The organism is Streptomyces sp. Tue6028, assembly GCF_002300165.1.
GTDB classification, from domain to species: domain Bacteria; phylum Actinomycetota; class Actinomycetes; order Streptomycetales; family Streptomycetaceae; genus Streptomyces; species Streptomyces siamensis.
The window spans coordinates 1-18609 of record NZ_MLCE01000005.1 but is presented as its reverse complement, the minus strand read 5'-3'; the positions used below and the strand labels follow the sequence as shown (position 1 = coordinate 18609).

Here is an 18609-nt window from a genome sequence, read left to right as displayed (position 1 = left end):
TGCAGTACTCCCGCGCTACCGCGTGGCGCGGGCGGCGACGATCAGCTGCCCGAGCGCGAGACCGCCGTCATTGGGGGGAACCCTGTGGTGCCGCAGGACGGAGAAGCCGTCCCGTTCCAGAACGGCGCAGCAGCCCTCGGTCAGCAGGGCGTTGCAGAACACGCCACCGCTGAGGGCGACCGTGCCGATGCCGGTGCGTTCCCGTGCCACCGCGCACACCTCCTGGACGAGGGAGACCACCGCCGCGTGGAACCGACGCGCCACCGGACCGGCCGCGACCCCGGCGCGGACATCCGCGACGGCAGCGGCCAGCACCGGCGCCGGATCGGCGACCAACGGTGCCTCCGGGTCCTGACGGACCGGTCTCAGCATGAACCGGTACGCGCCTTTTCGCCCGTCGTCGAGGAGGCAGGCGGGCGACCCGGAGGCGCCGGACAGGTCCTCCAGCGCGGCGTTCTCCAGCTCCATCGCCGCCTGCGCCTCGTACTCCACCCGGTGACAGACGCCCGCCAGCGAGGACACCGCGTCGAACAGCCGGCCCATGCTGGAGGTGGGCACGCAGTTGAGGTTCCGCTCCAGCTGCCGTCGCAGCAGCCGGCGTTCCTCCGGCGTGGCGGCCCCGACGCACGGCAGCTCCTCCGACCAGGGCAGACCCGCCGTACGCAGGTGGGACAGCGCCATCCGGTAGGGGTTGCGCACGGCGGCGTCGCCGCCCGGCAGGGCCGCATAGCCCAGATGGGCGAACCTGCGGTATCCGTCGTAGTCGGCGAGCAGCACCTCGCCGCCCCACACGGCACCGTCGTCGCCGTACCCCGTCCCGTCGAAGGCGATCCCGACGACCGGCTCGGAGCCGTCCAGCCCGTGCTCGGCCATGGCGGAGGCGACATGGGCGTGGTGGTGCTGCACCTGACGCAGCGGCAGGTCACGCGCCCGGGCCTCGCGGTGCGCCCACTGGGTGGAGCGGTAGCCGGGGTGGCGGTCGGCGACCAGCAGCCGCGGTGCGACGGAGGTGAGGTCCGTCAGCTGCCCGGTGGCCCGCTCGAAGGCGTTCAGCGTCGCCAGGTCGTCCATGTCGCCGACGTGTGCGGACAGCCAGGCGTAGCGGCCGTCACCGGCGCAGAAGGTGTTCTTGAGGTCGCCGCCGGTGGCCAGGGCCGGGACCACCGGTACCGGCAGGGCGATGGGGAACGGGGCGTACCCGCGTGAGCGGCGCACCGGTAGTTCGGCGCCGGCGCACACCCGCACCACCGAGTCGTCGCACGGTACGTGGATGGGGCGGTCGTGGGCGAGCCAGGCGTCGGCCAGCCCCTCCAGCCGGGTCAGCGCCTCGGCGTCGTCCGTGACGATCGGCTCGCCCGACCGGTTGCCGCTGGTCATGACCAGGACGGCCGGGCCGGGAGGATCTCCGGGCAGCCCGAGCAGCAGCCGGTGCAGCGGCGTGTACGGCAGCATGACCCCGAGGTCGGGGCTGCCGGGGGCGACCGCCGCGGCCACGTCGGCGCACGCGGACGTCCGGCGCCGCAGGAGGACGACCGGCTTGCGCGGCCCGAGCAGCAACTCCCGCTCGGCGTCGCCCACCAGAGCCAGCCGCTCCACGGTCTCCAGGGAGTCCGCCAGCACGGCGAACGGCTTGTCGCCCCGGTTCTTGTGCTTGCGCAGGGTGCGCACGGCCGAGGGGTCGCCCGCGTCGCACGCCAGGTGGTAGCCGCCGAGCCCCTTCACCGCGACCACGGCGCCCTCGGCCAGCATCCGGCGGGCCTCGGCCAGTGCCGCCGCGTCGCGCGGCCCGTCGACGTCGTGCGGCCCGGTCCGCAGGGTGAGCCGCGGGCCGCAGGCCGGGCAGGCGATCGGCTGGGCGTGGAAGCGCCGGTCGGCCGGATCGGTGTACTCGCCCGCGCAGTCGGCGCACATCGGGAACCCGGCCATGGTGGTCCGGTCCCGGTCGTAGGGCAGCGAGGTGACGATGGTGAACCTCGGACCGCAGTGCGTGCAGGTGATGAACGGATGCCGGTGGCGCCGGTCGGCCGGGTCGGCGAGCTCGCTCAGACAGGCGTCGCAGGTGGCCGTGTCCGGAGAGACCAGTGTGCGGCCCGGGCCGCCGGCGGAGGGCCGGATGGTGAACACCGAGCCGTCGTTCTCCGGCGGCACGACACGCTGCTCGACCGACTCGACGACGGCGAGCGGCGGGGGCCGGGTCCCGACGCGCTCGCAGAATTCCGCGACGGCGGCGGCCGGCCCCTCCACCTCGGCCTCGACGCCCTGCGCGTTGTTGGTGACCCAGCCGGTCAGGCCGAGTTGCTCGGCGAGGGTGTACACGAACGGCCGGAAGCCGACTCCCTGGACGACGCCCCTGACGGTGATGTGCCTGCGCTCGCGCCCCGGGGACGGACTCACCTGGCGGGCTCCTGCTCGTGCGGGCGTCCCGGGCCGACGGGGTGGTCCGCGGTGTGCGGGTCTCCCGGGCCGGACGCGTGGTGATCCGTCGGGTGCGGGGCCTCAGAGCTGTGCGGCCGGTGATTGTCCGCGCGCGAGTGTTCAGGGCCGTGCGGCCCGTGATCCGTCGGGTGCGAGTGCCCAGGGCCGGACGGCGGCTGCCCCGCCGTCTGCGGGTGGTGTCCGTTCGACTGTGCGGGTCCGGCTTCGTGCTCGTGGCTGTGCAGGTGCCGGGCGTGCTCCCGCGCGAGCACGGGCGTGTGCGGCGCGTCGCCGGCCGCGCAGCGCAGCACGTGGGCCAGCAGCGCGTCGACGCCCCGGCCCGTGCGCGCGGAGGTCTCCAGGACGGGCACCCCGGGATTGACCTGCTCGACGCCGCGCAGGAACGCCTCACGGTCGAAGCCGACGGCGTCCGCGATGTCGGTCTTGGTCACCACCACGAGATGCGCGAGCCCGAAGGCCGTCGGGTACTTGACGGGCTTGTCCTCGCCCTCGGTCACCGAGGCGAGCGCGATGCGCAGGGTCTCGCCGAGGTCGTAGGAGGCGGGGCAGACGAGATTGCCGACGTTCTCGACGAACAGGATCCGGGTGCCCTCGGGCAGCCAGCCGTCCAGCTGCCGCTGGAGCATGCCCGCCTCCAGATGACAGAGCCCGTCGGTGAGGATCTGCCGCACCGGGGCACCCGAACGGGCGAGCCGGGTCGCGTCGTTCTCGGTGGCCAGGTCCGCGGTGACCGCCGCGGCGGGAGTGCCCTCGGCCACGGCACGGGCCAACAGCCGCTCCAGGAGGGCCGTCTTGCCGCTGCCGGGACTGGACAGCAGGTTCACCGCGGTGGTGCCCCGGTCGCCCAGATAGCCCCGCAGGGTCAGCGCGTTCTCGTCGTTCTTGGCGAGGACGGCCTGATGAAGGTCAACGGTGCGGCACATGGCTCGTCTCCTGGTCGTCCGTCCGGTCCGTCGCCGGGGTGGCCCGCGGCCCGCCGCGCGGGGTTCCACCGTCCGGGCTTCCGTCGGCGACCACCACCCGGACGATCTCCAGCTCCCGGCCGCCGAGCAGGGTCAGCGTGCTCCCGCAGTCGGCACACCACAGCACGGGAGGCATCCCGGTGGGGGCCTCGCGGCCGCACCCGTCGCAGCGCGCCCGCGCCTCAACAGTCTCGATCAGCAGCCGTGCCCCCGCCAGCGCGGTTCCCTCCGTGGCGAGCCCGAACGAGAAGTCCAGGGCCTCAGGCACCACACCGGCGAGTTCGCCGATCCGCAGGGTCAGCGACTCGACCGCGGAGCCCTGTCCCCGCAGGGCCTCCTCGACCTGTTCGACGACCGCGACGGCGATGGAGAGCTCATGCACCGGCGACACCCGCCCGGGTCCCTGCGCGGGCCGGCCGCGCGCTCTGCGAAATTGTGGGTCGCGCCCGGCTGGCTAGGCTGAGAGGACCATGACTGGGCATGACGTCGAACGGCGCGCTCTGCTCACCCCGGTGCTTCTCCTGCTCCTGGCCGAGCGTCAAGGCCATGGCTACGAGCTGGTGCAACGCCTGGGCGGATTCGGCTGCGCCGACACCGATCCGGCACACGTGTACCGGCTGCTGCGCGGCATGGAGAGCAGCGGCGAGGTCACCTCGCGCTGGCACGCCTCCGCGAGCGGTCCCGCGCGCCGTGTCTACGCGATCACCCAGCAGGGTGCGATGGACCTCGCGCTGTGGTTCGTGCGCCTGGGGGAGTTGCACAGCACCCTCCACCTCTTCCTCGAACGGTATGTGCAGCTTGAGGACGTCGGCGGCCGGGACGGGCGCGGTGGAGCCCCCGGCCCCGCCGCGCGCCGGCCGTCCGCCGACGCGTCCGGGTCCGGTACCGGCCGGCGGGCGCCGGGTGCGGGCGGGCCCGGGGCGGCGGCCGACGGACGCGCGCGAGGCACGCGGGGCGCCGACGGCCCCCGGCCCGCCGATGGTGCCCGGCCCGTCGACGGATCGCGTCCCGGTGGTCCCCGGCCCGTCGACGGATCGCGGCCCACCGACGGGCAGTTGCGGGAGACCGAGGCGCTGATCAGGGATCACATGCGCCGCATGCGCAGGTAACGGCGCATGTCCGGCAGGTTCCTGGCGACTCCGTAGGCCAGTACGAGGCCCGCGGCGACGCCCACCCATGTCCATTCCATGGTTGCCTCCATCGTTCGTCAGCTCCTCTGGGGTACGGAGGTGTCGCGGCGCACCAGGTCGAGCACCAGGTCCGCGGCGGTCTCCACCGCCTCGGCCACCGGCGCGGTCAGACCCATGCCCTCGTCCGTGGCGCGCGGTTCGCAGCCGATGACGTAGACCGCTTCGGGGAGGGTGCCGCCCGCACCGGCGTGCAGGTCGTGCAGCAGCGCCAGGACGCTCGCGGGGTCCATGGCGTGGCTGTCCATCGGCGCGGACGGGGCGGCGGGCGGCTCGGGTCCGACGTCGACGGTGTACAGCGTGCCGGGCCGGCCGCCACGGCTGACGGCGTCCACGAGCACGAGGGTGTGATAGCCCTCCAGCAGGCGGTACGCGAGGTGCACACCCCGGATGCCGGCGTCCATGAGCTCGGTGCCGGGTGGCAGTTCACCGGCACGGTCCGCGAGCCGCCGGATCGTCTCCACGCCGAATCCGTCGTCCTGAAGGAACACGTTGCCGACTCCCGCCACCAGGATCCGGCGTGTCCTGTCCGGCTCGGTCATGGTGTCTCCTCCTCCAGCGGGGCCACCTCGTCGGGCCGGAAGTACAGGAAGCGGCCCTGTGCGCGGCGCAGGTCGGTGCCCGGGTCGTCGTCCACGACCACCGCGAGATGTGTCTCGCCGTCGAAGTCTCCGACGACCGCCTCGACCGTGGCGCGCCGGCCGAAGAGGAACTCGTCCTGGGCGTCCGAGCGCCGGGTGCCCGGCGTGAGCAGCACCCTGCTTCCGGCGCGCACGGTCCGGCCGTCGATGACGACGGCGGCCGGCACCTCCTCCTCGGCGGGGTCCTGCGCGGGGTCCCACCAGGGGTGTCCGGGGCCGTCCGGCAGGGTCAGGCCGGTCGCGGCGGGCGAGAATCCCGGTTCCGCCGGCGCCGGGTACGTATCGGCGGCTCCGGAGCTCGCACCGGCCGTCGCGAGGCCCGGCCCGGCCCGCGCGGGGACCGGCCCGGCCGGGGCGAATTCTTCGGGACCGGGTTCCCCCGTGACCTCGCGCAGACCACGGATCGCCCCGTGCAGCCGCTCCTGCACCGCCTGCGGCATGCTGTCGACCAGGTCGACGACCTCGGCGGCGCGCGCGTCCGTGCCACGTGCCTCGCGCTTCTCCCGCTCGGTGAGCGCGGCCGTGCGCAGCGAGAGGATCTCGTCGATCTCGGTGGCGTCGTACAGCGGGCCCGGACTCTCGTCGGCGAGGGCCGGATGGTCCTCCAGGATGATCGGCGAGGAGAGCATGATCTCCTCCGCGCCGGGCGGCCCCGCCAGCACCGGCCAGGTGTGTTCGTTGTGGCACTCCGCGACGGCCGGGCGGGCCCACTCCGGCGGGTCCGTCATCGACAGGAACCGTCCGCCGGGCACGCCGAGCAGCAGATGGGTGCCGATCATGCTGTGGGCGAGTGCCTCCGTACGGTCGGCGACGTCGGCGTCCGTGGTGTTGTGCACGCCGACCGTGAGCCGCAACACCCGGTAGGGGCCAGGGAGTTCCTCGACGAGGGGGCGCAGCTCGCCGGACAGCCGCTCCCGGTGCCGGACGAGCCGGCCCACGGTCCGGCCCTCGGCGTCCGTGATGGGCTCGCGCTCGGTGGCGGGCGGCAGGTCGAACTTCACCACGCGGGCGGCTGCTTGAGGTTCCGTCAGCTCGTCGAAGGGCGCGTGGATCAGGACGCGTTCCTCGTGGCCCTCGTCCCAGGGGACCAGCACCCGGTCGGGCAGCTCCAGTTCGGCCACCTCCGTGTAGCGGCCGTCGGAACCGAGCCGTTCGACCGTGCGCCGCCGCACGTGCAGGAAGCGCAGCTCGGCGTGGAGCCGGTCACCGGACCGGGGCTCCAGCAGGACCTCGGTGCGCTGGACGGCGTGCTCCCCGCCGGTGGCGGCCCAGGCGGGTGGCACCAGGACGCCGAACTGCCAGCGCAGTTGGTTCTTGGCGGACGAGGCGCGGTACGGGTACAGGACGTACCCCTCGAACAGGACGGCGTCGGCGACCGCGCGGGCCTGTCCGAAGCCGTCCTCCAGGGGATTGCGCATCTCACTCGCCCCCCTTCGCGTCGGCGGTGGCGAGAAGTTCCTCGAAGACCTGCTCCCAGGACGGCAGAGCACGTGCCGAGCGGTAGCGCCGCAGGGCTTCCAGCACGTCCTGGCGGATCCGCAGCCAGCCCGTGTGCGGGAAGTACTGCTCGATCATGCTCCGCCACACGTCCACCGGCATCAGGAACGACGTCTCCTTGTGCCAGGGGATGGGCTCCGCGCGGAAGCCGTCGCGGCCGGTGAAGACCGTGCCGGAGAAGAGCAGGAGCAGCGGGACCTCGCCCCGGGAGAGCGCCCGGAAGTACGACGCGGACGCGACCTCCGTGTCGTAGGTGCAGGGCACCGGGAGGTCGACGTGCGTCGTGCCCGTGAAGCCCGGCACCGTGATCGAGGCGTGGGCGAACTGGAGCGGTTTGAGGGTGCTGCTCCAGCGGTCGGGCTCACCGAACAGGTCGCCCAGCATGCCGACTTCCTCCGGTTCGTACTGACGCCGGGCCGGCTCGATGCGGATCTGGCAGCGCAGGGCCATGGCGTGCACCGGTTGATGGTCGGCCTCCTCGATCCGCAGCCCGAACAGCAGGGTGGGCCCGGCGCCGAACGGCTCCGGCCGTACGCCGGTGCACTGGAAGTGGAGGTCCGTCATGGTGCGCCCCCGGTCTCCGGGGGCGGGTCGCCGGGCGCCGCGGGGGACGGGGTGGCAGGGGACTCCGCGTCCAGGGGCCTGGCCGCGGCCGCGATCCGGCGGAAGAACGCGTCGATGTCCGCGCGTGCCTCCGCGCCGCCGTCGAACCCCTTCCAGTGCAGCCGCATCCGGCCGACGAGTTCGTAACAGACGTCGACCGGCACGAGGGTGCAGGACACCGGGCCGCCGCGCTCGTAGCGCAGCAGCAGCGCCTCCACGTCGGGTTCGAGCAGGCCGGTCAGCGGGGTGCGGCCGAGCACCGCGTCCCAGGTCTGCGGATCGAGTTCGCTCTCGGTCGCGCCCGCCGGGCTCGGATAGAAGGCCACGAGCCGGTCGACGGCGGAGTTGCGGAAGAAGAAGGCGAGCCCCACGGGGATCTGGAGCCGGGTCCAGTCGCCCTCGTCGAGGGCGAAGTCCGGGTCGGTGAGGTACCGGTCGGGGACGGCGCGGAAGCGGCCGAGTCCCGCGCCGGGCCGGGTGAAGAGCAGATGGCACGGTGGGCAGGCGCACTTGAGGGACCGCCGGGTCGTGTCGACGAGATGGCGGTGCTCGGCGGGCAGCGGCTCCCCGCACAGGTCGCACCGCTCCCCGGGGGGCGGCGGCCGGCGGGTGAACTGCCGCAGCACGTCCGCGGTCACGGCCCCGCCCCCAGCAGTTCACCGGGCAGCGCCACCCGCACCGATCCGCTCTCCTCCAGCAGCGGTACCGGCTCCAGGTGTCCGAGTGCGCCGCGGCCCGCCGTCCGGACGTCGAACTCCGCGGCGCACTGCGAGCAGCGCAGCCGTTCGCCGTCGAGGGCCGCGTCGGCGAGGCCAGTGCCGCAGGCCGGACAGCGGTCGCGGTAGGCGTAGAGCTGTCCCGGCAGCCGTACGAGCAGCAGGGCCTGCCCGGCCACCCGCGTCGCACGGGTGGCCCGGTCGTGCGCGGGCAGGGCCTGCGGGCCCACGGTGTACCAGTGCGCCGGGCCGTCGGCTGCGGGGGAGAAGGAACCGCCGGGAGCGTCGTCCGGGCGGTGCGGAAGGATCTGCAGCAGGGGTGCCTCGTGGGTGTCCTCGGTCATCCCCTCGACCTCGATGTGCGCGATCTCGGGAGCGGTCCGGGCGATCGCCTCCTCGATCGTCCAGCGCACGGTCTGGGTGGACGACGGGCAGCCCTCGCAGCTGCCGCGCAGCCGGAGCCGCAGCGTCGGCCCGTCCGCCCCCTCCGGGTCGAGCCCCGCGACCTCGACGTCGCCGGCGTGCGAACCGAGGTAGGGCCGCACCCTGTCGAGCGCGCGGCCCACCCGGGTGAGGGTGTTCTCGGGGTGCAGGTCGTGCAGGATCAGCAGGTCGCTCACGAGTTCGTCGGCGGTGAGGACGGCAAGGGGATCCGCGCCGTCCGGTGCGGAGCGCAGCAGCCGTACCGTCCGCGCGAGTCCCTCGCCGTAGAACTCCACGATGCAGCGCACGAGTTCGTCCGCGGTGTCACGCGCCTCAGGTCCCGCCTGCCGCGCCAGTTCGTCGAGGAGCGCGGCGATCCGCTCACCCGTTTCCTGTCCGGCCATCGGATCCCCTCTCCTCGGAAGGTCAGACGGCCAGGCCGCTCAGCCCCGTCGGCATGTGCGTCTGCTGGACGGTCCGGCCGCCGCCGACGTACATGTGCACGCCGCACGGCAGACACGGGTCGAAGCTGCGGACGGCCCGCATGATGTCGATGCCCTTGAAGTTCTCGGGCGGGTTCTCCTCGAAGATGGGCGTGTTCTGCACCGCGTCCTCGTACGGGCCCGGTGTGCCGTAGCTGTCGCGCACACTGGCGTTCCACGGAGTCGGCGGGTACGGGTGGTAGTTCGCGATCTTGCCGTCCCTGATCACCATGTGGTGGGAGAGCACTCCGCGGACCGCCTCGGTGAAGCCGCAGCCGATCGACTCGTCCGGCACGTCGAACTTCTCCCAGGTCTGGGTCCGTCCCGCGCGCACCTCCTCCAGGGCCTGCTCGGCGAAGTGGAGGGCCGCGGCGGCGGAGTACGCCTGGAAGTAGGTTCGGGCGCGGTTGCGTTCGATGGCGTTGCTCCACTGCGGGATCCGCCACTCCAGCGACATCTCCGGCTTGGTCATCGTCCGCGGCAGGTTGATCTGCACGCTGTGGCCGGTGGCCTTGATGTAGCCGATGTCGACGAGTCCGGACAGGGCCGTGGACCACAGCCGGGCGAGCGGGCCGCCGCCGGTGTCGAGGGCCAGGTAGTCGGTGCCGTCGAACCAGCGCGGCGACATGACCCAGCTGTACTTGTCGTCGAAGTCGCGCTTCTGCGGCGCGGGGACGGTGTGCTGGTTCCATGGGTGCCGCTCGTCGATCGGGTTGCCCAGGGGGTCCTGCTCGACGAACTTCTCCATGCCCGCCCAGTCCTCGTAGTAGGAGCTGCCGAGCAGGATGCGGATGCCGAGGTTGATGTCGACGAGGCTGTTGGTGACCAGGTTGCCGTCCACGATGACGCCGGGGGTGACGAACATCCGCCGGCCCCAGTCCTCCATGCTCGCGTACCGGAAGTCGCAGTACTCGGGGTCGTTCAGCGAGCCCCAGCAGCCCAGCAGCACACGGCGCTTGCCGACCTCCTCGTAGCCGGGCAGCGCTTCGTAGAAGAAGTCGAAGAGGTCGTCGTGGAGCGGGACGACGCGCTTCATGAACTCCACGTAGCGGGTGAGCCGGGTGAGGTAGTCGGTGAACAACTGCACGGTGGCGACGGTGCCGACGCCTCCGGGATACAGGGTGGAGGGGTGCACGTGGCGGCCCTCCATCAGACAGAACATCTCGCGCGTGTAGCGGCTCACCTGGAGCGCCTCGCGATAGAACTCGCCCTCCAGCGGGTTGAGCGAGCGCATGATGTCTGCGATGGTGCGGTAGCCGTGATCGGCCGCGTGCGGGGCCTCGGTGCGCTCGGCGAGTTCGAGCACGCCCGGATTGGTCTCGCGGACCATCCGCTCGCAGTAGTCCACGCCGACCAGGTTCTCCTGGAAGATGTTGTGGTCGAACATGTACTCCGCGGCCTCGCCGAGATTGATGATCCACTCGCCGAGGTGCGGGGGCGCGACGCCGTAGGCCATGTTCTGGGTGTAGACGGAGCAGGTGGCGTGGTTGTCGCCGCAGATGCCGCAGATCCGGCTGGTGATGAAGTGCGCGTCCCGCGGGTCCTTGCCGCGCATGAACACGCTGTAGCCGCGGAAGACGGACGAGGTGCTGTAACACTCCGCGACGCGCTTCGCGGCGAAATCGATCTTCGTGTGGATGCCGAGACTGCCCACGATGCGGGTGATCGGGTCCCACGACATCTCCATCAGGCCGTCACCGGCCGGCTTGTTCGTCGCCGTCGCCATGGTGCCGTGCCGCCTTCCTGTCGGGTGTCTTCCTCAGCGGGGAACCGGTGTCACCACGGGGCCTTGTAGCCGGTCGTGAGCTTCTCGCCCTTGCCGCGCCACTTCGGTTCCTTCTCGACGGTCTTCTCCGTGATGTGCCTGAGCCGTCGGACGACCGAGCCGTAGATGCCGCTCGCCGTCGCCGACACATGGCCGCCCGGCGGCTCGTCCATGAAGGGCATGAACTTGTCGGGGAAGCCGGGCATGGTGCACGCGATGCAGATGCCGCCCACGTTCGGGCAGCCGCCCACGCCGTTGATCCAGCCGCGCTTGGGCACGTTGCACTTCACCACCGGGCCCCAGCAGCCGAGTTTGACCAGACACTCGGGAGAGCCGTACTCGGTGGCGAACTGGCCCTGCTCGTAGTAGCCGGCCCGGTCGCAGCCCTCGTGGACCGTGGCGCCGAACAGCCAGGACGGCCGCAGCTCCTCGTCCAGGGGGATCATGGGGGCAGCGCCCGCCGCCTGGTAGAGCAGGTAGAGCAGGGTCTCGGAGGCGTTGTCGGGGTGCACGGGGCAGCCCGGGACGCACACGATCGGGATGCCCGCCTTGGACTTCCACTCCCAGCCCAGGTAGTCCGGGACGCCCATCGCCCCGGTGGGGTTGCCCGCCATCGCGTGGATGCCGCCGTACGTCGCGCAGGTGCCGATCGCCACGACGGCCAGCGCCTTGGGCGTCAGCCGGTCCAGCCACTCACTGGTGGTGATCGGCTGGCCCGTCTCCGGGTCGTCGCCGAAGCCGCACCAGTACCCCTCGGGCTTGACCCGCTCGTTGGGGATCGAGCCCTCGACGACGAGGACGAAGGGCTCCAGCTCGCCGCGGTCGGCCTTGAAGAACCAGTCGACGAAGTTGTCGGCACCCTGCGCGGGCCCGCACTCGAAGTCGATCAGGGGCCAGTGGACCGCGATCTTGGGCAGTCCGGGCAGGGCGCCCAGCGCCAGCTCCTCGATGCTCGGCTGGCTCGCGGCGGTCAGCGAGACGGAGTCCCCGTCGCAGCTCAGCCCCGCGTTGATCCAGAGGATGTGTACGGTCGGCTCTTCCTGTACGTCGTCCCGCGGGGCGGCGTCTGCCGTTGTGGCGGTCGGGGCGTCCATGAGCCCTCCTAAGGATCAACGCATTTAAGGCATCACTGGCCAAACTGCCTCTTTCATGGTGACGGCGTGGTCGCCTCGCCGGTAAGTGCGCGACGGCCCTATCGGCCCGCCGCACCAACCCGGGGCGGGCCCCGCAGTGGGCCCGCCCCGGGCATCAGGAATCCAGGTCGTCGGCGAAGTGCCGGAAACCGTGCCGCTCATGATGGAGGCGCCACAGGGTGTCGGCGAGCACGGTCGGGTCCTTGCGGTGGTGCCCCGGGACGATCGCGCCCGGGATGATCAGCTGTGCCACGTGGATGCCCTCGGGCGCCAGCGTGTCGTGCAGCAGCCGCGCGTACGCGCCCTCGGCGGCGAACGCGATCGACGTGCCCGCGCGCTCGGCGTGCGGGACCACGGCGGATCCGCCGTTCACGAACAGGACGGTCCCGCTCCCGAGCGCGCGCATGCCGGGAAGCACCTGCCGGACGGCGGTGACCGGTCCGTACAGCGAGAACTCGATCGGCCCGACGAGGTCCTCGGGGCCGGTGTCCAGCACCGGCCGCATGAAGTCGCGGTGCGGAACCGGGCTGTACTGGAGGATCTCGACCGGTCCCACCATCGCGGTCGCCGCGTCCAGGGCGGCCGCCAGGGCCTTCGGATCGCGCACGTCGGCGGCGAAGCCGCGGGCACGCACACCGTCGGCCGCGAGCCGGTCGGCCAGCGCGTCGAGGCGGCCCTGGTCGCGGGCGACGAGGGCGACGTCGTACCCCTCACGGCCGAACCGCCGCGCGACGGCCGAGCCGAGACCGGGGCCGGCTCCGATGATGGCGATGGTCGTCATGGCTCCCAGCGTTCCCTACGACGCGCACGAGGACCAGCGCGCGCGTCTCGGCGCCCGCTCACGGACGCGTCGGCACTCCGGTGTGGGCCCGCTGCGGGACGCGTCGGCGTCCGGCGCCGGCCCGCTGCCGTGTGTGCCCGGCCGACTGCGCGGCGCGCGGGTGCGGCGGAAAGCTGGGATCCTGAGGGGGGTATCGCTGCCCATGCCCTGACGGACGATGGTGGTGAGCGCGATGGCTGCGATCGACGAGGAGGGGGCGGGGTCCGGCATTCCGTGTGTCGATCCCCTGGGTGACCCGTTCCTTCGGACACGGTTCGCCCTCCCGGCGAGACCCGACACGTTCCTGCGGCGGCAGCGCCTCGTCAGCCACCTCGACCAGGCCCTGCTGACCCCCCTGACGATGGTCAACGGAGCCGCGGGCTCGGGCAAGACCCTGCTGGTGGCCGACTGGGCCGCAGGCCTCGGCCAGCCCGTCGCCTGGCTCACCAACGACTCCGCGGACCAGCGGCGCGGCGTGTTCTGGGCCTACCTGCTCCAGGCCCTCCGGGTCTCGGGCGTACCGGTGCCCGCGGAGGTCGGCTTCCCCGCCGACGCGAGCCGCGTGGACCACACCCTGCTGGCCCGGCTCGCCGCAGGTCTCAGCGGCCGCGACCGGCCCGCGATCGTCGTGCTCGACGAGTACGACCGCGTCACCGACCCGGAGATCGCTCAGCAGCTGGAATTCGTCCTGCACCACGCCGGGTCCGGCATGCGTCTGCTCATCGTCACCCGCACCGAACCGCTGCTGCCGCTGCACCGCTACCGGGCGGCCGGCGACCTGACCGAGATCCGCGACGCGGAACTCGCCTTCACCCCCGAAGAGGCGTCCGAACTCCTGGAGGTGCACGGCCTGAGCCTGCCAGTGGACGCCGCGGCCTCCCTCGTGGACCGCACCCGGGGCTGGGCCGCCGGGCTGCGCCTGTGCGCCCTGGCTGCCCAGGAGAGCCCCGATCCGGTCGTCTACCTGAAGGAGTTCGAGGCCGGGCGCAGTACGGTCGCCGACTACCTGCTGGCCGAGGTGCTCAAGCGGCAGACGGAGGAGACCCAGGACCTCCTGCTGCGCGTCAGCGTCCTCAAACGCTTCTGCCCCGACCTGGCGAACGCGCTGACCGGGCGGACCGACGCCGAACCCATCCTGGCCGAACTGCACCGCGAGAACGCCTTCGTCGAGGACCTCGGGCACTCCTGGTACCGGCTCCACCCCCTGTTCGGGGAGATCCTCCGCGCCCATCTGCGGGTGCGCTCGCCCGGACTCGAACCGGAACTGCACCGGAGTGCCGCACAGTGGCTGCGCCACTCCGGGTCCCTCCAGGAGACCCTCGCGCACGGCGCCGCCGCGGGCGACTGGGAGTTCACCGCGCGGGCCCTCGTCGACGACCTGGCGATCGGGCAGTTGTTCACCGGCCTGAGCTCCGACGGACTGGACGAACTGTTCTCACGGATGGGACCGGAGGCCACCAGCGTCGCCACCGACCTCGTACGGGCGGCCCGTGACCTGTCCCAGTGCGACCTCGACCGCGGTCTGGTCCACCTGCATCACGCCGAGGAGGCCCTCGCCGCCGACATGCCCGACCTGGCGGCGGCCCAGCTGAGCCGAGCCCTGCTGGAAGCCCTCGTGGCCCGGCTGACCGGCTCGCCGGTACGCGCGGAGAAGGCGGCGGAGACCGCGGAGGAATGGCGGCACGAAGTCCCCGCTCACCTCGTGGAGAAGCACCCCGAACTCGCCGCCCTGCTCCTCACCCACCTGGGAGCCACACGGCTGTGGGCCGGCCGCTTCGAGGACGCGCGCGCCGCCCTGACCACGGTGACCGGGAGCACCGGCGGGGCGTCCACGGCCCTGCCCAGGGAGGAGTCCCTGTGCCACCTGGCGCTGATCGACTACCTGGACGGCTGGATCGGCAGGGCGGAACGCAAGGCGCTGGAGGCCGCGACGGACACCGAGCGGTTCGGGCTGTCCCGGCCGTCCGCGTCCGGCATGGGCCGGCTGGTCCTGGCCGCCGTGGCCGTCGACCGCAACGAACTCGCGCAGGCCCAGGCTCTTCTCGACGAGGCGGCCGACTCCCGTCCCCCGCGGGAGGACCCCGTGATGGCGGCGGGCAGGGCCATGGTCACGGCGCGCCTGCTGCTGGCCCGCGGCAATCCGCGGGCCGCCCTGGAAGCGGCGGGACCGGGCGTCGCCGCCGACGTGCTGTCCCCGTGGGCCGAGGGCCACGCCGCGCTCGTCGCCTCCGCCGCGCACCTGGCCGAGGGCAGACCGGAGACCGCGGCGCAGGTGCTGCGGCAGGCGCCCGACGACCAGCCCGCGTGCGCCGTGGAGGCGGCGCGGGTCCAGCTCGCCGTGGGTGACCCGGGCGCGGCGCTCGACATGCTCGACGGCCTGCACGCGGAGGGCCGCACCGGTCCTGCGGTGACCGTCCGCGCCACACTGGTGCGCGCACAGGCCGCCCAGGCGGCCGGAGACGTGGACACCGCCCGCAGACTGGTGGCCCAGGCGCTGTTCAAGGCCCGCCGCGAACGGCTGCGGCGCCCCTTCCTCGAAGCCGGACCCTGGGTACGGCGCCTGATGGAGTCCGCTCCGCTCCAGGAACTGTCGGCGGGCTGGCTCACGGCGGCCGCGTCGCGCCCGGGTGAGCCGCCGAGAGCCGAACCCGCCCCCGCCTCGGTGGTCGTGGAGGACCTGAGCGCCCGTGAGCTCGATGTCCTCCGGCGACTGGCACAGATGATGTCGACGGAGGAGATCGCCGCCGACCTGTTCGTCTCCGTCAACACGGTGAAGACCCACCTCAAGAGCGTCTACCGCAAGCTGGCCGTCAACCGGCGCGGCGAGGCCGTGCGCCGGGCCCGCGAACTGCGCCTGCTGTGAACCCGGAGTCCGGCGCCGCGGACCTGCCGCCGGAGGCCGGGCCCGGTCTCGCGATGGTGCACACCAGTGGGTGTCGGCTGCCGGATCGGTCCCTCGCCGTGGTGCCGCCGGTGAGGGAGGACGGTCGGGTGCGCTCTCGCGGTGGGTGGGCGCCGTCGGCCGCCGAGCCCGGTCTCGCCGCGTTGCCGCCGTCGGGCGGGCGGACGGGTGCGTTCGGTCCCGCGGCGGTGGCGCCGGTCGGGCGGGACGGTCGGATCCTCCCTCGCGGTGGTGGCGCGGGGCAGGGAGGCGGTCCGACCCGCCCGCGCGGTCCCGCCGCAGGTGGGAGGCGACGAGCCGGGCGCCGCACCGTCGCCCGCGGCGGGTGAGGCGGAGGGCGCGTTCATCCGGTGCGATGGGAGCACGGCACGGTACACACCGGCCGCCGCCCGGCCCGCTCCGCGGAGCCCCGGGCCGAGTCGGTGAGGTGGACACAGTGAGACGCTGGCGAGCGCTGATCGTGCTGGGGACGGCCCAGTTCCTCATGGTCCTGGACACCTCCGTCATGAACGTGTCCATCAGCCGGCTGGTCGAGGACTTCGACACCGAGGTCACCGCCATCCAGGCGGTGATCACCCTGTACGCATTGGTCATGGCCGCCTTCATGATCATCGGCGGCAGGTTCGGCGACATCCTGGGCCGCCGCCGCGTGTTCGTCATCGGCATGGTCGTCTACGGGACGGGTTCGGCCCTGACCGCCCTGGCGCCCACCCTGTGGGTCCTCGCGCTAGGCTGGTCGATCATCGAGGGCCTCGGCGCCGCCCTGGTGCTGCCCGCCATGGCGGCCCTCGTCGCGGCCTCCTACCGCGGTGCCGACCGCGCCGTCGCGTACGGCGTCATCGGAGGGCTCGCCGGGGCGGGCATCGCGATCGGCCCGCTCCTCGGCGGATGGGTGACGACGTACCTCACCTGGCGCCTCGTCTTCGCCGGCGAGGTCGTGGTCGTCGCGGCCGTCCTGTGCACCTACCGGGTCATCACCGAGCCCGCACCGAGCGGCCATCGGCCCCGGCTGGACGGCGTCGGCGCCGCACTGTCGGCGGCCGGGCTGGCGCTCGGCGTCCTGGGGGTGCTGCAGAGCAGCTCGTGGGGCTGGGTGCAGCCGCGCAACCCGCCCTTCACCGTCCTCGGATTCGCCCCGACGCTGTTCGTCGTCGGAGCGGGGGTGGCCGTCCTGGCAGTCTTCGTCCGCTGGGAGCGGCGCCGGGACGCCCTCGGCGTCGACCCGCTCATGCATCTCGCGCTCCTGCGCCGCCCCGTGCTGCGCGCCGGTCTGCTCACGCTGCTGAGCCAGAACCTGATCCTCCTGGGACTGTTCTTCACCATCCCGCTCTACCTCCAGGTGGTGCAGGGTTTCGACGCCTTCGAGACCGGACTGCGCCTGCTCCCGGTGTCTGCCACCATGCTGGTGGCCTCCCTGTGCCGCTCACCGTTCGCACGGGTGGCGGGTCCGCGCCTGGTGGTCCGGCTGGCGCTGACGACACTGGCGGCGGCCATCGTCTGGCTGCTGGCCACCATCGACCCGGCCATCGACGACGCCCAGTTCGCCTGGGCCATGGCCGTGCTGGGCGTGGGGATGGGCCTGCTCGCGTCGCAACTGGGCAACGTCGTCCAGTCCAGCGCCGGGGAGGAGGAACGCAGCGAGGTCGGCGGACTCCAGTTCACCGCCCAGAACCTCGGGTCGGCCCTCGGCACCGCGCTCATCGGCTCGATCCTCATCGGCGCCCTGGCACACGCCTTCACCACACAGGTGCAGGAGAATCCGCGGCTGTCCGACGAGGCCCGCCGGTAGACCGGTGTCGCTCTCGAAGCCGGGGTCAACTTCGTCTCCACCGCCCAGGTGCACGCGGCGGCCGAGGACGCCGGGCTGCCGCCGGGCCAGGTCGACGCGGTCACGGACTCGTACGCGGCGGCGCAGCTGGACGGCCTGCGGGCGGCGATCCTCGCCACCGGGGGCATCACGCTGGCCAGTTTCCTCGTCACCCCGCACCTGCCCGCCGGACGGTCCGGCGGTGCGCGGGACGCCGGTGCTTCGCGCCGTCCGCGGCGGCACGGCGACGGCACTCCGAGCCCCACGAGCTGATGCCCACGGGAGACTTTGCATGCCAAGGACCTGCCAACCCTCCGCAGCCCGCCGCGCCCGCAGAGCCGAGCGCAGGGCCCACGCCAACTACACGGGCGCCGTCTACGGATCCATGCTCGCGGCGTCCGTGGTCATCGGAGCCGGCACCCTCGGAGACTTCCCCATCGTCGAGCTGGTGGTGCTGCTCCTGCTCACCGGTCTCGTGTTCTGGATCGCCCATGTGCACGCCCAGCTGTTCGGGGCGCGGTTGGCACAGCGCAGCCTCGACGGCCGTGTCGTCCTGGAGGTGTGCCGCGAGGAGTGGCCGATCGTCCAGGCCGCCGTGCCACCGGCCGTCGCGGTCGCCGTCAGCCCGCTGCTGGGGCTGGGCGTCCAGGGCGCCATCTGGCTGTCCGTGGCCGTCGCCGTGGCCGGTCAGGTCGGCTGGTCGGCGACGGCGGCACGGCGCGCCGGTGCCTCGTGGAACCTCGTCGCCGTCAGCGCCTCGGTCAATCTGGTGCTCGGCCTCGTGATCATCTCGCTCAAGCTGTTCCTCACCCACTGACGTGCGGCGCACACAAGAGCCGGTCCTCGTATCACCTGCACCGGGTGAGGCCGGACCGGGCGCCGGGAAGGAGGATCGATGGAAGGGCGCCGTCCGCCTGCCCCCAGGCCGCATGCGGGAGAGCAGCTCATGCGCTACGAGATCCGCGTCGAAGGACACATGTCGGAGACGCTGACCAAAGCCTTCCCCGAGCTGGACCATGTGGTGATGTCCGGTCAGACCGTGCTGTTCGGCCCCGTCGTCGACGAGGCACATCTGTACGCGCTCCTGGCCCGCTGTCAGTCGCTGGGCCTGCGCGTCGTGGAGATGCGCCCGCTGCCGGAGACGGAGTGACCTGCCCGCGAGGCGCGTCGTCCGCGCCCTGGAGGGGCGGTGACTCCAGCCCCGGAGGACCCGGGAGCAGGGCGGTGACTCCAGC

Annotated in this window: 16 protein-coding genes and 1 pseudogene; 5 read left to right on the top strand and 12 right to left on the bottom strand. The window is 72.8% G+C overall.

Annotated features, from left to right (window positions below):
- Positions 1 to 15: 15 nt before the first annotated feature.
- Genes hypF through BKI49_RS03820 form a run of 3 tightly spaced genes read right to left on the bottom strand, consistent with a single transcriptional unit; the run spans position 16 to position 3780 of the window.
- Positions 16 to 2394: a carbamoyltransferase HypF gene (hypF, locus tag BKI49_RS03830; RefSeq protein WP_095932765.1), complete on the bottom strand. Its 2379-nt coding sequence runs from the start codon at positions 2392 to 2394 to the stop codon at positions 16 to 18.
- Positions 2391 to 3359, bottom strand: a complete 969-nt coding sequence (hypB, locus tag BKI49_RS03825) for a hydrogenase nickel incorporation protein HypB (RefSeq protein WP_095932764.1) — start codon at positions 3357 to 3359, stop codon at positions 2391 to 2393. Before hypB ends, hypF begins: the two co-directional genes overlap by 4 nt.
- The gene (locus BKI49_RS03820; RefSeq protein WP_095932915.1) at positions 3343 to 3780 is read right to left on the bottom strand and encodes a hydrogenase maturation nickel metallochaperone HypA/HybF; all 438 of its coding nucleotides are present in this window, start codon (positions 3778 to 3780) and stop codon (positions 3343 to 3345) included. The genes hypB and BKI49_RS03820 overlap by 17 nt, the downstream gene beginning before the upstream one ends.
- An 88-nt stretch (positions 3781 to 3868) precedes the next feature.
- Between BKI49_RS03820 and BKI49_RS03815 the strand changes: the two genes are divergently transcribed.
- A complete protein-coding gene (locus tag BKI49_RS03815) occupies positions 3869 to 4507 on the top strand; it encodes a helix-turn-helix transcriptional regulator (RefSeq protein WP_095932763.1) in 639 nt (212 codons plus the stop codon).
- Here BKI49_RS03815 and BKI49_RS36285 read toward each other — a convergent pair.
- From BKI49_RS36285 to BKI49_RS03775, 9 genes are all read right to left on the bottom strand, one after another.
- On the bottom strand, positions 4483 to 4587 hold the full coding sequence (locus tag BKI49_RS36285; RefSeq protein WP_373557516.1) for a DUF6893 family small protein: 105 nt from the start codon (positions 4585 to 4587) through the stop codon (positions 4483 to 4485). The two genes, BKI49_RS03815 and BKI49_RS36285, sit on opposite strands and share 25 nt — an antisense overlap.
- 18 nt (positions 4588 to 4605) lie before the next feature.
- Entirely contained in the window at positions 4606 to 5127 is a 522-nt protein-coding gene (locus BKI49_RS03810; RefSeq protein WP_095932762.1) for a hydrogenase maturation protease, read from the bottom strand.
- A complete protein-coding gene (locus tag BKI49_RS03805) occupies positions 5124 to 6644 on the bottom strand; it encodes a hypothetical protein (protein WP_095932761.1) in 1521 nt (506 codons plus the stop codon). The genes BKI49_RS03810 and BKI49_RS03805 overlap by 4 nt, the downstream gene beginning before the upstream one ends.
- Position 6645: 1 nt before the next feature.
- On the bottom strand, positions 6646 to 7287 hold the full coding sequence (locus BKI49_RS03800) for a DUF6084 family protein (protein WP_095932760.1): 642 nt from the start codon (positions 7285 to 7287) through the stop codon (positions 6646 to 6648).
- A complete protein-coding gene (locus BKI49_RS03795) occupies positions 7284 to 7964 on the bottom strand; it encodes a DUF5947 family protein (protein WP_257004607.1) in 681 nt (226 codons plus the stop codon). Before BKI49_RS03795 ends, BKI49_RS03800 begins: the two co-directional genes overlap by 4 nt.
- Positions 7961 to 8869 (bottom strand): NifU family protein, encoded by a 909-nt coding sequence (locus tag BKI49_RS03790; RefSeq protein ID WP_095932759.1) that lies wholly within the window; start codon positions 8867 to 8869, stop codon positions 7961 to 7963. Before BKI49_RS03790 ends, BKI49_RS03795 begins: the two co-directional genes overlap by 4 nt.
- Positions 8870 to 8891: 22 nt before the next feature.
- Positions 8892 to 10673, bottom strand: coding sequence for a nickel-dependent hydrogenase large subunit (locus BKI49_RS03785; RefSeq protein WP_095932758.1), 1782 nt, complete (start codon positions 10671 to 10673; stop codon positions 8892 to 8894).
- Positions 10674 to 10723: 50 nt separating this feature from the next.
- Positions 10724 to 11806 (bottom strand): NADH-quinone oxidoreductase subunit B family protein, encoded by a 1083-nt coding sequence (locus BKI49_RS03780; protein WP_095932757.1) that lies wholly within the window; start codon positions 11804 to 11806, stop codon positions 10724 to 10726.
- A gap of 154 nt (positions 11807 to 11960) precedes the next feature.
- The gene (locus tag BKI49_RS03775; protein WP_179332327.1) at positions 11961 to 12626 is read right to left on the bottom strand and encodes an SDR family NAD(P)-dependent oxidoreductase; all 666 of its coding nucleotides are present in this window, start codon (positions 12624 to 12626) and stop codon (positions 11961 to 11963) included.
- A gap of 217 nt (positions 12627 to 12843) precedes the next feature.
- Here BKI49_RS03775 and BKI49_RS03770 point away from each other — a divergent pair, with 217 nt between their 5' ends.
- The 4 genes and pseudogenes from BKI49_RS03770 (at position 12844) to BKI49_RS03755 (ending at position 18524) form a co-directional block, all read left to right on the top strand.
- Positions 12844 to 15528, top strand: a complete 2685-nt coding sequence (locus BKI49_RS03770) for a winged helix-turn-helix domain-containing protein (RefSeq protein WP_095932755.1) — start codon at positions 12844 to 12846, stop codon at positions 15526 to 15528.
- A gap of 475 nt (positions 15529 to 16003) precedes the next feature.
- Positions 16004 to 17647 (top strand): annotated as a pseudogene (locus BKI49_RS03765) (MFS transporter).
- 19 nt (positions 17648 to 17666) lie between these two features.
- Positions 17667 to 18191 (top strand): hypothetical protein, encoded by a 525-nt coding sequence (locus BKI49_RS03760; RefSeq protein ID WP_095932754.1) that lies wholly within the window; start codon positions 17667 to 17669, stop codon positions 18189 to 18191.
- 129 nt (positions 18192 to 18320) lie between these two features.
- On the top strand, positions 18321 to 18524 hold the full coding sequence (locus BKI49_RS03755; RefSeq protein WP_095932753.1) for a hypothetical protein: 204 nt from the start codon (positions 18321 to 18323) through the stop codon (positions 18522 to 18524).
- Positions 18525 to 18609 lie beyond the last annotated feature (85 nt).